Origin of the sequence: Tangfeifania diversioriginum (assembly GCF_900141875.1) — a bacterium.
GTDB lineage: Bacteria > Bacteroidota > Bacteroidia > Bacteroidales > Prolixibacteraceae > Tangfeifania > Tangfeifania diversioriginum.
The window spans coordinates 77,467-91,430 of the sequence record NZ_FQZE01000009.1 but is presented as its reverse complement, the minus strand read 5'-3'; the positions used below and the strand labels follow the sequence as shown (position 1 = coordinate 91,430).

Sequence of the window (13,964 nt, the reverse complement as noted above, 5' to 3'; positions counted from 1 at the left end):
AAAATTCATTAATTTTCCCATTCATTTCAAAATCTGCTTTTATGCGTAATTTAGTTTTAGCATTGGCGTTGTTGCTTTTTTCGTTTTCCTGCAAAGACAAGGAAAATAATAACGAGAATCTGCCTGAAGAAAGTATCCTGGAGTATGGCGGCGATTTCTCCATCATGAAAAAACTGGAAGATGCCGGCGGCGAATATAAAATTAACGGCGAGACAAAAGAGGGATTACAAATTTTTAAGGACAATAATTACACCTGGTGCCGGTTGCGTATATTTCACTCTCCCAACATGGAAGGCCCTGTTTGCAACGATTTGGGATACACCATTGCTTTGGCGAAGGAAGCAAAATCGTACGGATTCAAATTCCTGCTCGATTTTCATTACTCCGATACCTGGGCCGATCCGGCCAAACAATATGTGCCGGCAGCCTGGGAAAACCTGGATATTGGCACACTGAGCGACAGCGTTTACCAATACACCAAAAAAGTAATGAATGCACTGAATAATTCAGGAGCAGCCCCCGACATGGTGCAGATAGGCAACGAAATAAATAACGGCATGATTTGGCCGCAGGGAAAATTGTGGAACAACGATGGCAGCGCCAATTGGGAAGAACTGGCGACTTTACTGAAAGCCGGAATCCGAGGTGTAAAAGAGGCAGAAAACGGAGCGAATATTCCCATACTAATCCATGCCGCAACGGGCGGGAATTTAGTTGAGTCGGATAATTTCTACAGCAACATTCTTCAACGGGGAGTGGAATTCGATATTATCGGGTTGAGCTACTATCCCTGGTGGCACGGCACTTTTGATGACCTGGAAAACAACCTCCAGTTTTTGTCGAATAAATATGAGCAGGAAATATCAGTGGTTGAAACCGCTTATTATGCCAACGGCTGGTATCCTGAGCCGGCAGAATGGATACTCGACGTGCAGCCTTTCCCGCCAAACGAACAGGGACAATTTGATTTTTTAGTGAAACTAAACGACATTCTGAAAAAGTACCCGAAAGTTACCTCGGTGTATTACTGGAAACCCGACGGACTGGAAGTTCCCGGAACCGGAGTGCCGTATCTCGGAAGAAGCCTTTTCAACCGCGACGGGAATGCGTTTAAGGGAATTTCGGCGTGGAAAGCAGAAAATTAACTACTTCAGGTTTCGCCGTTTTTCGCGCCTGCTCATTTCAAGTCCTCTGATTTCAGTGGGATGGACAACCGGGGTTTTTGGGGATGAAATCAAAAGCCCGGTTTCATTTTCACTTAAAATAAATTGAGGAATAACAAACCGTAATTCATCTGAATTGAGGCTGTGTTGAAAAATCAGAAGAATGAGTTCATTCGCATTGGGAGGGACAACACCAATTTGCTGGCCGGCAAAATTTTTTTCATTCACTTTTAATTTTTCATCCGGGTCGATTACATTCCGGTAGCAAATAAGTGTTCCGTCGGGCTGAAGCATAGTTACCGAATTTGTCCAGGTGTGGTACCAGTTTGCCGGGTCATCGTCGCGAACAGCGCCGGTAATTTCCACCACAGTGCCGGTTCGGCTGGCAAAAACCGGATCGTTGGGTTGAACGTTAAATCCTGTTGCGTTCCACGATTCCGGTTCGTCGGTTCCCCAAAATCCATCAAGATTTTGCACATCAAAAACCGATGCCGTTTCGCCGGGTTTTAGCGGAATCAGGTACGGGAAATCCAGATCGGCCAGCGCCATAGGGTTTGAGCGGAAAGTTTTCAACTGGTAATTGAAACGCGGCACTCCGGCATCGGGCCGTCGCAACAAGGTAAAAAGCGTGTTGAATCCCGGTTCCAGCAATTTGATGTAAGGCAGCGGCTCATCAAAAGTAGTATTCTCCAAATCGGCAAAATCAACTTGCAGAAAAATCGGTGCCGGCGTATTGTTGTATGCCACAAAATCCACATCGCCCACACTGTTGTAGTTGGCTTGCACTTCTACCGGCTGGGCAGCTGCTGTGAAGTATCCAGCAATAAAAAGGATGAAAACGAAATATTTAATCATAGAGCAATTCATTCATAAAAAGCGAAATTACCTTAAAAATGGTACAATTTCATCTTTCATTTCAGGAAATTCATCGATTAGCCTTTCATCGGCCAGTTCAAAATCTTCATAATGAAACCCCGGGGAAACAGTGCAACCAGCCAGTGCATAGCTATCAGGATTTTGCAGGTGGGCAGCAAACCAGGTATTTTTCGGAACAATGACCTGGAAGGTTTCCCCACGGTCCGGGTCGTTGCCCACCAGGTATTTTTTCAAATTCCCTTTTTCAAGCGAAAGGATTTCGATGGCTGAAGTACCTGCATAGTAATGCCAGATTTCATCGGACTTAATGCGGTGAAAAGCTGAATAATCATTGCCTTCGAGCAAATAATAAATGGAAGTGGAGAAACTGCGTTCTCCGCGGAAATTGGCCGGCAGCCCGGTTTGGGGCACCACATCATCCGACAAATAAATTTCCCTAAAATATCCGCCCTCGGGATGTTTTTCCAATTCCAGTTTTTTAATCCAATACGCTGCTGTTTTCATAAAAGGAGACAATTAGATTTTTAGACCATAGACACAAGACATTATCAAAAAATTCAAATTTCACATGACAATCAACCATTATTCAAATTTAAAAATTTATTTTGCTGAATCAGAACATTATTAACATGTATTCAATAGAGGAAGCAAAAAAACTACGGCTGGAATTCTGGGGGCAGTTTGGCAAGCGGTGCGAGATTCATCCATCACTGCGCGAACGGAAGAAAAAGTGGATGCTGCATCGCACAAAAACACGGGGTGTTGCGCTACGTTTTGAGGCTTCGAGATCGGATGCAAAAGTCATACTGGAACTCAGCCACAAAAACGAGGACAAACGCCTGAAAGCCTACGAAATTCTGGAAAACTACAAAGTGGTTATTGAAGATGGTTTTCCTGATGGGTTAATCTGGGAATTCTTTCACCAACGCGAAGACAGCGGACAGGAAGTGGCCCGGATTTACACGGTGCTGAATAACGTGAATTATCACCGCCGCACAGACTGGCCCGACATCTACAACTTTTTCATCGAAAACATGCTCCGCCTCGAAGAAAACTTTTTGATGGTGCGCGACGTGTTGAAAGAGGAAGTGGGATGAATTCAGGCAGCCGGGGCAACTATTTCAATTCCATTCTTTTTTATTTCTGCAACTAACGGATTGATTTCATTAAAATCTCGAACAGTAAAAGGATGTGGTTCAATTAATAAATCATCGTCAGTCCTTAAATTTAAAAGTTCTATTTGTAAATCAATAATATCGTTAACTGACTTAAAAACAATAGCTAAATCAATATCACTGTCAGAATGATTGGCCCCCCTGGCAAACGAACCAAACAGGATGGCACTTTCAATCTGATATTTCTCTTTTACCAATCCTATATACCTTTTTGCAATTTCTATAGCTGTTGTTTTATCCATTTTCTTAATTCTTTAATTTTAGCTATCCAGCGTTCAGTAAATTGAGGAGTACATTTTTTGTAAAAATCCTGTTTGTAGGTATCGTACCTGGCATTGATATTAAACGTGGTTATTGTATCAAGCCACATTTTATACTCATCATTAAATTCAAATTGGGTTAATTTTGCCAACCTGCGTAAATCATGGGTATATGGAGCGTGGTTTTGAATATTCCGCACAACAGCAGCTTTTAATAATCGTTCCAAAACCAAATGCCCAAGAAATAACGACCAATGCAAATCTTTCTTTTCATAAAGATGAATCATTGTTTCAAAATCCCTGTCGGATGTTTTTTCCCAATGATTCGTAATTTTTTCGATATCTATTTTTTCATTGGCCATTTATCAAATGTATGAAAAAAACATTTTGATTCACATAATTTACTCCTCCAAAAAATACCTCAGCTGGTCGAGCATAATCGGCACATCTTCGCTGTCGATGCCCTGATTTTTGAGGTGCGGTAAATCTTCCTCAAAAACTTCCAGAAATTCCAGCTCCGAAAAACCGGTTTTCGAAATTGATTTTTTATAATTATCGAGTGCGTTCATTCGGTTGCCCAAGCTCCACTGCACGTGTCCCATATTCATAAAATCGTGCTTGCCGGGTGCATCCTCAATCACTTTCATGAAATATTTTTCGGCCTGCTCTTTTTTTCCTGAGAGAAAACTGCACCATGCAATGGGTCGCCACACTTTTTTATTTCCCGGTGCCAGGTATTCCACCTTAAAATAACATTTCAGCGCTTCCTCAAATTGCTCAAGCTCCAGATAACAATGACCAATATTCAGCTGATTATTCAAACTTTCGGGATCGATTTTTTCGGCTGCCTGGTAATATTCCAGCGCCTTTGCCGGTTGTTTGAGATTGCGGTAACACAGCGCAATTTTTTTGAGGTTCCACAAACGGTTCAAATCATACAATTCTGCTTTCAGGTAAGCATCAAGCGCTTTTTCAAAGTCGCCCCGTTTTTGGTAACAATAAGCTATTTTCTGGTACAATTCGCCGTCTTTCTTCTCTTCCAGAAGGTAATTGTAAATTTCGGCGGCTTCTTCAAAATGGTTTTTAGCGAAGTAATATTCAGCAATGTTCCGCAAAACTTTGGGATCTTCTTTCAGGATATTTCCCAAGGCAATTTTATTGTAAAAATCGAAGCGCCAGTTAAAAATATCTTCAAAGTCATTTTTACGCGGGTGCAGTTTAAAAAAGCGGTACAAATCCTGGATATACTGATTGGAAATAAATTCCGCTTTTCGGCCGGGTGAAACCAGCTCTTCGTCTTTTCCCAGTTCTTCCAGCTGCCCCATTTCGGCTTCCATGCCCTTGGCCAGGAACTCGCGGTTTTGCTCCGGCAGGTTTTGCATGCTGAAACAAAACGAATACTTATCGGAGTTACATAAAATGGGGGCACTGCTGATAACTTCCACAAACTTCCGGTTGGTTTCGTCGTTGGTGTCCACCACATTCGAGATGGAAGGATTTTCGGTATAAAACGGCAAAAACCAGTTCCCGATTTCATTGAAGAAAGGGAATGATTTCAGCATGGAAAACGACCCCATGAATACATCAGCGCCTTCCATCTGCAATTCCGAAAACTCTTCCATTTTATCCATTAACCCGGGCGAATCCTTGAAAATCTCCTCCCACTCCGGGTTTTTATCGTCGCCCAAACCTTCTTCCATCAGGCTGTCGAGGTTAATTTTATCTTTAAAATTGGGGCTGATGCGGATCATTTCGGGAATAATTTCGTCCCTGATTTTTTGCTGAATTTTTTCGGTTTCCTTACTTCGGATAAACTGAACGATAATCCGCTCGAGATTTTTTTTGAAAGCAGGATCTTCATTCAGGATTTTCAGCCGGCCTGTAATAGCCGGGTAAAATGGCAACCGGGCATCGTAGCGGTAAAAATTGATAAGCAACCCCACCAAGGCACGCTGGCTCACTTCTGGCTCTTCGGAAGCATACGCCTCAAAAAGCACCGAAAATTTGGCCTCATCGAAATAACGTTGCAGACTGAGTGTTACTGCTGAAATTATAAACGACCGGTAAGCCACCGAGCTGAGCGGATTGGTAAAAAATCCGGTAAGTGTTTCCTTCTCGCCGTTTTGCAGTTTATCGCGAAACCAAACATGGTAAAAAAGCCTGAACATTTTTTGCTGGTGTTCGCGGGCGGCTGTCATTTTATCCGAATTTGTTTTTGCCTGGTTGTTTACTATTGATTGAATCTCATGATCCAGATAAAAATCTTCAAGCTCAGAAATATAATTTTCAAGATTGCTGATATACTGATTTTTAAACAACCGTTTTTTTTCGTATTCAACCGATGGCGAAAATTTGGTGCGCAGTGCCTGGTTCACATTTTCGGCCAGTTCAAAAACCGAAACAATTAATTTGCGGTACACCTTCTGCCGCTCCGGATCCTGGATTCCTTCAACGGTGTATTTTAGCATAAAATGGTATGTTTCTTCCAGGTTGCGGTATTCGTCGTTAAAAACGCCAAGGTTATTATCCGCAATCAGTTTTCCCAGCATGTCGAATGCAGGTTTCAGCTTGCGGCTTTCCAAATTTCTGCAAATTTTCGAATAACTTTTATTGAGCTCCTGTTCTGTCATATTTAATTTTCTTAATCAAATTTAGGCGAAAACGAGATCCCATCAAAAAATAAACCAAGGAAAATAACATGCGGAAATGGCAGGGATTCTCATTAACAGTTTAACAAGCAAAATTGTCAAAACGAATTCACCCTGATTTCTATTTCATTTTTTCCCGGGCTCAACCGGATTGTGCCAAACGCAGGATTTACGGTTTCTCCGTTTATGGTAACCACATCTTCAGAAGCAAAATCTGTAATGAACTCGCCCGCCATATTTGAAGGCAATTCAATAGTATATCTTGCAAACCGGTTATTTACCCGATTGTATTCACCTGTAATTTCCCCCCGGAGTGTGGGCATTTTAACGGAGCTGTTTTTTAAGGTACCCATTTGTGGTTTTATGGTCACCATTTCAAAACCCGCGGTTTTGGGCTGAATTCCCCACAAATACCGTGGAATAATATTGGCTGGAACAGCACCCCACGCGTGGTTCCAGTCGGAGTTAGGTTTGTATTTCATGTCCCAGGCTTCCATGGTAATGGTTGCCCCCACTTTAATCATGTTGTACCAACTGCGGTCGTGGGTGGCGTTCATCAGCTCCAGTGCATAATCCGCTTCTCCGGCATTGTAAACGGCTTCCATTAAATACTGCGCACCATAAACACTGCAGGCCATTCCGCGTGATTTGATGTGGTTGACCACATTTTGTTTGTACTCCTCCGGCACAATTCCAAATGCCAGCGGAAACATATTGGCATGAACCGATCCGTGGTCTGTGCCCAGTCCGTCGCTGTAATATCCTTTTCCCTGGTTATACAACTGTTCATTAATTGATTTTTTCACCCGGGCTGCCCTGAATTTAAAATCGAGTTTATCGCCTGTTTTTCCCAGCAGTCCCGCAAATTCAGCCATAATATTCATGTTTTGGTAATACAGCGAATTGATTACGGTATTTACCGGCCTGAACACAAAACCGTCGTCTTCGCCAATTACGCCGCCAAACCCACCTTTTTGCGGCCAGTCCACAATATCGCGCAACCGCTGGGTAGAATCGGCAAATCCCAGGTTCATCATCAGTTCACCGGTGTGCCCGGGCGCGGATGTCGATATAAAACCGTCTTCCACCTCCAGAGCCATCAAGGTTTTATGCTTTAATTCATCGTAATACTTTTCAATCAGTTCGGTATTCCCGGTGTACAAGTAATCCTGGTAAAACATGAGCGCCACATGCAACTGCCACTCAGTTGGCCAGGTGGGTTTTTCCATAAAATACTCGATGGTTTTGCGCGCTATGGCATATTCGTTGTCCACCGAATAATGGCTTAACTGATTCAGGTAAGCATCGGCTTCGTAGGGAATCCGCTCGCGGTCGCCATCCACATAAACTCCGGCAAATGATGTAGCTTTTTGCGAATATTTACAGAGCTCCCAAACCTGGTTCAGAATGGTGTTGGAACTGGTAAAAGCGCTTGTCCCTTCTTCAAAATAATTAAAATAAGCAACCTGGGTTACATCGTCAGAAGACAAACTTTTGATCCCTTCAATTTCAGCATAACGGAATGGCATAATCACTGGAAAGGAATCGGGAAGCGCCACTGCCATTTCGTTGGTGTTGCGTTTGTCGGGTGTCAGTTCAATCTGGTAATTTTTCTTTTCAGGCGAAACTTCCAGCTGAACTTTCTGGTACCGGATTGTTCCTCCCGGGTTGCGATCGATTTTTCCTTCCAGCAGTTTTTCGCCCAAATGAATGGTTAACGTTTCCGATGTTTTGGCTGAGTAATTAATTTCAAGTGTTCCGAATGCAGCTTTCCCAAAATCAATAAAATAACTGCCATCCGAATCCTGAACCATTTTTTTTGGTTGAATCCTTTCAATTTGAAACCAGTTGGAAGTAGTGATGCTTTTTTCTTTAAAACTTCCGGTGGTAAATTTTTGAGGTGAAGAATATTCCGATAGGCGGTTGTCTTGATCAAAAATCCGCACCTTCCAGAAATATTCCGTGTTTTCCGACAGGGGTTCGCCGCCAAATTCAATATCAACCGAATGGCTGCTGCGTACATTTCCGCTGTCCCACACGTCGCCGATGTTGTTATCGATGTTTTGTTTGGTTGAAGAAACCAGGATTTGATACCCTTTTTGAATGACCGCTTCTTTGGGCACCACCCAGCTAAATTCAGGTTTGCTGTCGATTATTTTTGTGAAACGCGGGTCGCGAATATATTCCACGGTTAGATCCGACGGAATACCTGAATAAGGATCGGCATAGCGTTGTCCCAATTCTTCCATCTTTTTGCGGAACGATGCCAGTTCTTTTTGATATTTTGGATTTTGGACCAGGTTGTTTATCTCTTTCGGATCATCTTTAAGATTATAAAATTCTTCCGACGATTTATCGTTGATATAGCGCATGTATTTCCATTCTGCAGTGCGCACTCCTTCGCTGGGCGGAATATGTTCAAACTCCCAAAGGTGTTCGATTAAAATGGTATCGCGATTAAGTGTTTTTTCTTCGCCTGAAATTAGCGGCACCAAACTTTTTCCCTGGTAAATTTCAGGGATATCAATTCCGGCATAATCCAAAATAGTGGCAGGAATATCAATATTTAATCCCATTTCGTCGATATCACGATGTTTTTGCGTACGAGGATCGTAAATAATTAATGGAACCCTCACTGAATTATCGTACATCAGCCATTTGCCTGAAATCTGGCGTTCGCCGAGGAAAAAACCGTTGTCGCCCATTAAAATAATTACCGTGTTTTTGTCCAGGCCTTTTTCAGTAAGTTTCTTCCTTATTTTGGCAATTTCAAGGTCGATGCCATAAATCATCCGGTAATACCCTTTGGTGCTTCGCTGGTATTTTTCGGGAGTATCGTTTTTCCAGAACCAGCGAACGCGGTTAAAACCATCTTTTACCGGTTGTGGCAAAACCTCAAAATATTTGTCCTCCGAAATATCGGCTTTGGGCATTTCCATGTTCTGATAAAGTTTGTCCGGTTCTTCCTGCCAGAAATACTGAAGCGGTGCGCCGTCGTGCGCATGTGGTGCACTGAAACTCAACGACAGGCAAAAAGGTTTATCCACAGGTGCATCATCGATAAAATCGAGCGCCTTTTGCCCGGTATAACGGGTCAAGTGAACTGTATCACCGTTTAGTGATTTATAACAATATCCGCGGTAATCCTCAAACCGGTTGTTCCGATCGAAAATTTCCACCTCATCAAACATCTTTTCACTGCCGGGATAATTCACACCAAACTTTCCGAAAAAACCAGTGAAATATCCTGCTTGTTTTAGCAATTTGGGATAAGCATTTTCCATAAACTCTCTTCGTATATTTCCGGTTTGGAAGGTGTACCTATGGGTACGCTCGTGAACTCCGCTAAAAATACTGGCGCGACTCGCCGAACAAATAGGAGTTGTTACTATTGCGTTCTGAAAATATGCACCGGCATCTGCCAGTTTATCCATTTCGGGAGTGGTTGCCAAAGGATTTCCGGAATACCCCAATGCGCTCCAGCGCTGATCGTCGGTAAGGATGAAAATGATGTTGGGATTTTCCGACTCGTTTGTTCCGCTCTCCTGAGCAAATGACAGAGAATTGCAGCAAAGGAAGCTGAAAGAATACAGTAAGATGGTTAATTTTAGTTTCATTTTTGTTTATCTATTTATTTTATAATTCAATTGTAAAGCTGTCACCGGCATAATTATCTTGAGGTAACTTAACCGACACGTGGGTAAGTCCATCCTTTTCATTCCACACAGCGCTAAAATTATCCCCATATTTTTCCATTTTTTCTGAAATAGAAAGATGAAATCTGCTCAGCTCGCGGTTGGGATCGGCCACTGAAATTTCGGTCACTTTCTCATCCTTCATTTTAAGCATTATAATACCGGGATTATCAGAAATAAGTTTCAGGTTTTCAGAAACCTGGATTTCGCCAGCCTGGTAAAAAACGGCCTGGCAGATTCCCAGCTTCGTGTTCATTACAACTTGTACTTCAGGGGTATTTGAAAGTATGCGGATATTATTTTGGGAGCTGTTCTGTTTCATTTTTTCGACCGTAGCCGCCGGCACAACAATATACTCATAGGTTTCATCCGATGGCCTTTTGCCGTGGGGTACCCAAAGTTTAAAAATGTCGAGGCTGATTTCATCTTTTGGTGTACTGCTTTGTTTGCTGATCTTCCACCACGAACCGGTTTCGGCGCTGTTTTTTAATTGCACCGTTGCCGGGTTTGGAAAAACGTAACCGATTCCATCATGAAAAATCCAATCCACGCTTTTCAATTTTTTTTCGCCATGTTGAATTACCGAACTATTATTTCCTGAAGAAACGGTTACATCGCCCTTCAGCAGGCACTGATTCAGTGTAGTAACAACCGGGGAGTTGTCATTTTTACAGGAAATTCCTGCTCCGAGGCAAACAAACATTTTATCGAAAAAAAACCAGGATTTGCGGGCAATCAACGGATCGTGCGGACTTTTAAAATCGAAAGCCACCGCCCCGTAAATACCATCGGTTACTGCTCCCACAAAATCGGTCAGCCCAATTTTCTGAATCTGGCTGGGATCAGGTAATTCAGGCTTTTGCATGATGGTAGTTCCCGACACTTTTTGATAGTCGAATACCGGAAAAATGTCGTAATATTCATCGCCGGTGCGCGAAATGTGGTTAGCGCCGTCGCCCCGGTGATGATTGAGTAATCCTTCGCTGTTGTAGGGTACTTCCATGTTATGGTTGCGGGTTGAATACATCCGCACCGAAGCAAACCAACCGGGCCGCTGAAATGAAAAATGTTCCGAGTTCCAGAAAAAAGTAGCATGCGAAAGTGTAGGAGCGATCCCATTATTTCGGATATCGGCAATTTCCTGTAATTCTTTTTTACGGTAATTGGTTGTGAGGAGCAAATTCTCAGCAGTTTTTGCACTGTAAGGCCGCAAAGTTCCACGGCGGCTCACGCTCCGGTTTTTAGCCCCCGGATCGGGATATTTCCCGAAAACAGCAGTTTTGCAAATACCATCGAGGTAATAATCCACTAACCGCGATAATTTTTCTTCAGCAAACGCAAAACGGGTACCTGCCGTGTAAACCGCCCACTCTACAAAGGCATTGGCATATCCGATTCCGTAAGAGAGGGTGTTATTTACGCCATCGGTACGATGATGAAAACTGTTTCCGTACTGAATGCCCCTTCCGCCTGCCGATCGGTTGCCAAAACCTCCGGAATGGCGCCGGTAGGTATAACCGTATTTTTTGCCAACCCACTCCACATACTTTATTTCATTTTCAATTACCCTGACTACTTTTTCAAAAGTTTCACGATCGCCGAGGAAAAGCATGTTTTTGGCCTGAATACCGGCAATTTTAATGCGATCGCCGCCAGGTCGTGCGCCCGGTGCATCAATGTTGGCCCGCCCAATAATTGGCTGTGTTTTTTCCACCAACTCTTCCGGAAGATCGTTACCGGCAAGCAGCAATACATCAACCAGGTTGTCGGGTGTACCAATCTGGTTAAACCACCAGTTTTCGCAAATGTAGTCGTTGTCCACCCAGTTTTTCAATGCAGCTTCCAGCGCTTTTAATACTTCCGGGCTTTTATAAAAAGCAGAAGATTCTTTCCGGTATGCCCACGCCAGGTTAACCATATTGGAATAATGCCGGCTGTGCTGAAAACCTTCATTCGAAACATCTTCGTAATCGATGCCAGGCCAGGTGCCGTCCTCCTGCAAATTGTTAATCAATGGCTGAATTTCAGCGTCATTCACGCCGGGCTGAATAAGGGCTTCCACCACGCGTTTTTTAATGATTTCAAAATCGGTTGAAGCGCCAATTGAATTGGTTGCAAGGGCAGTAAGCACAATAGCAGTCAGTAATTTTAAATAATTTCTCATATAATCAATCTTTATCCAAAAATCCACCACGCAGAGTTTTACCCCCCGACGTATTCCGGGAAGAATGCGAAAAATTAATTTCCAGCCAGTCTCACTTTTATGGTTTCTTTTCTTCCTTTAACTATCCATGCCGGAATACGCAATTCAATTCGTTTCAATCCTTCCATTTGCCGGTCGAGTTCAAAAGGAGGTGGATCCAGTGAAACCACTGAAAAATCAAAATCGGGGTGCGACAAGTTTTCCACCTGCAGTGTTTTTCCATTTTTTGACAATTCAATGCCCCCCGGCTGGATTTGCACATTGGCTGTGGTCATTAGCTGCCAGACAATAACTTCAGTTTCATCCGAAGTTTCAATATTATCTTCAATTATCAGCGAGGAGGAATTCTCTTTCTGAAATTTGCGGATAACTCGTTTCATATTTTCGCCGTAAACTGCTGACAAGTCAAACACAGCCTCCGGTTGTTGTCCTTTTTTAAAACTGATGAGTGGGGCAAATCCGTCGTTCACAAACAATTCGTTATTTACTGAAATAGTGCTGTGCCCAAAATTATTTTTGGTAAGCAGTTTCCAGCGGTCGCACTCCTGGCAGCTTCCCCACAAATTGAAGCCTGTTTTCTCGAGTTCGTGATACGATTGATTTCCCGGATCAATCACCCAGCGAACGCCGTTCAATTCAAAAATAAACGACCCGGCATCCATGTTCCCGTGGCTTGTTGTAGCGCGGCCGCCTTTTCCGCCAAAATAAAATTGGTGTGGATTGTCATCGTCGCCTCTGAAAACAACCACCGGGTTGTCGCCCTCGCCTTTCCAGGCAGTGGGCAATTTCTCGTTAGTGCTTTTCTCAAACTGCGAAATCCACACCAGTGCCGCACCACCTAATCGCTGAAGTTTTCCCATTTTGTTTGGCTGAATCAAAAACCGTTCACGTTCAAAATAATTTTTATTCCCGGTTTGAGCAGCAAACCAAGCCAGCGCAACATCTCCTTTTTCACTGCGCTTGTCGCCACAATCGGCAAAGTTGTAATACCAACCCGACGGTGCATTCATTAAAACCCTGAATGTCGCACTTTCTTTAAATGCCGGGTAATCGGCAATGCCAAAATCGGTACCGAAAGCACTTTGGAGCATAGCCGAAGTGATAACGGAAAAACTGGTTCCATATCCCCAGTACGTAGAGCCTTCAGGATACAAACCATCGGGGATGTATTCTGCCAGTGCGAAAGGAATTCCGTTAAGCGACCGGTGAATTGTTTTGGCAGCCAGCTCCGGGGCTTTTTCAGCAACTGCAATGGAAGCGGCGATCATGCCCCCGTTACACACCTGGTTCCAGTTGTTGGTACCGTTCACCCACCATAAAGTGTCGCCATTTTCGAGCCAGGAAGGTTTAATTCCCTTTTCAATCAGCGCATTTTGGGCCATTTCGATGGTTGACTGAGGCAAATTTCCGGCTGTCCAGTCGAGTGCCAGTGCCACGGCCAGCGACATTTCAGCTACGTCCAGAAAATGGGAAGGGTTCCAGTCTGCAAAATTACACACTGCAATCACCTCATCGTTTATACGCTGCAAAATTTCTTCCTCCTTTTCCATCCGGTAAACCATACCCAGCATATTCATCCGGTAAAGCATTTCGCGTGAAACGGAAAGTAACCGGCGGCCGGTCATCACCCGCTCCAGCAGTGGTTTGTCAAGAATTTCAGCAGCATTTAACTGAATGGCTTTGTACATATTCTGAACCACCGGATTGGTTCTCAACTCTTTTTTTAGATGACTTTCAATTTTAGAATTCAGAACCAGACGCGGTTGCGATTTCCGCAGGTTCTTCCTGAGGTACTGTTCAGTAACCGGATTGTTTAATTTTGGAATGTCTTCTTCTCCGCTTTCGGATAGAGAAAAGGCCTGCGAACATTGAAATGAAAATGCAAGGAAAATCAGGATAAAAATCGGCCAAAACGAAACGATATTTTTTCTCATAGTACAGTCA

10 protein-coding genes are annotated in these 13,964 nt (G+C 43.4%); 2 read left to right on the top strand and 8 right to left on the bottom strand.

All coding sequences use genetic code 11. The annotated features are described in order from the left end of the window. The first annotated feature begins 41 nt into the window (after positions 1 to 41). Complete coding sequence (locus BUC07_RS07730; RefSeq protein WP_083578154.1) at positions 42 to 1,145, top strand: glycoside hydrolase family 53 protein; 1,104 nt, start codon at positions 42 to 44, stop codon at positions 1,143 to 1,145. On the opposite strand, the gene BUC07_RS07725 is transcribed toward BUC07_RS07730, so the two are convergent. Together BUC07_RS07725 and BUC07_RS07720 are read right to left on the bottom strand one after the other, a co-directional pair. Next, positions 1,146 to 2,018 (bottom strand): hypothetical protein, encoded by an 873-nt coding sequence (locus BUC07_RS07725; RefSeq protein ID WP_073168083.1) that lies wholly within the window; start codon positions 2,016 to 2,018, stop codon positions 1,146 to 1,148. Positions 2,019 to 2,045: 27 nt separating this feature from the next. Beyond that, entirely contained in the window at positions 2,046 to 2,543 is a 498-nt protein-coding gene (locus tag BUC07_RS07720) for a cupin domain-containing protein (RefSeq protein ID WP_073168081.1), read from the bottom strand. Between the two features lie 125 nt (positions 2,544 to 2,668). Between BUC07_RS07720 and BUC07_RS07715 the strand changes: the two genes are divergently transcribed. Further along, positions 2,669 to 3,136: a DUF4268 domain-containing protein gene (locus tag BUC07_RS07715; protein WP_073168079.1), complete on the top strand. Its 468-nt coding sequence runs from the start codon at positions 2,669 to 2,671 to the stop codon at positions 3,134 to 3,136. A gap of 2 nt (positions 3,137 to 3,138) precedes the next feature. On the opposite strand, the gene BUC07_RS07710 is transcribed toward BUC07_RS07715, so the two are convergent. The 6 genes from BUC07_RS07710 to BUC07_RS07685 all read right to left on the bottom strand — a co-directional run bounded on the left by BUC07_RS07710 (position 3,139) and on the right by BUC07_RS07685 (position 13,954). Beyond that, complete coding sequence (locus tag BUC07_RS07710) at positions 3,139 to 3,456, bottom strand: nucleotidyltransferase family protein (RefSeq protein WP_073168076.1); 318 nt, start codon at positions 3,454 to 3,456, stop codon at positions 3,139 to 3,141. Then, entirely contained in the window at positions 3,435 to 3,836 is a 402-nt protein-coding gene (locus BUC07_RS07705) for a HEPN domain-containing protein (RefSeq protein WP_175552491.1), read from the bottom strand. Before BUC07_RS07705 ends, BUC07_RS07710 begins: the two co-directional genes overlap by 22 nt. Positions 3,837 to 3,875: 39 nt before the next feature. Continuing rightward, positions 3,876 to 6,104 (bottom strand): tetratricopeptide repeat protein, encoded by a 2,229-nt coding sequence (locus BUC07_RS07700; RefSeq protein WP_073168074.1) that lies wholly within the window; start codon positions 6,102 to 6,104, stop codon positions 3,876 to 3,878. A 116-nt stretch (positions 6,105 to 6,220) separates the two neighbouring features. Next, a complete protein-coding gene (locus BUC07_RS07695; RefSeq protein WP_073168072.1) occupies positions 6,221 to 9,739 on the bottom strand; it encodes a sulfatase-like hydrolase/transferase in 3,519 nt (1,172 codons plus the stop codon). A 19-nt stretch (positions 9,740 to 9,758) separates the two neighbouring features. Next, on the bottom strand, positions 9,759 to 11,981 hold the full coding sequence (locus tag BUC07_RS07690) for a polysaccharide lyase family 8 super-sandwich domain-containing protein (RefSeq protein WP_073168070.1): 2,223 nt from the start codon (positions 11,979 to 11,981) through the stop codon (positions 9,759 to 9,761). Between the two features lie 74 nt (positions 11,982 to 12,055). Continuing rightward, the gene (locus tag BUC07_RS07685; protein WP_073168068.1) at positions 12,056 to 13,954 is read right to left on the bottom strand and encodes a heparinase II/III domain-containing protein; all 1,899 of its coding nucleotides are present in this window, start codon (positions 13,952 to 13,954) and stop codon (positions 12,056 to 12,058) included. Between the last annotated feature and the right edge of the window lie 10 nt (positions 13,955 to 13,964).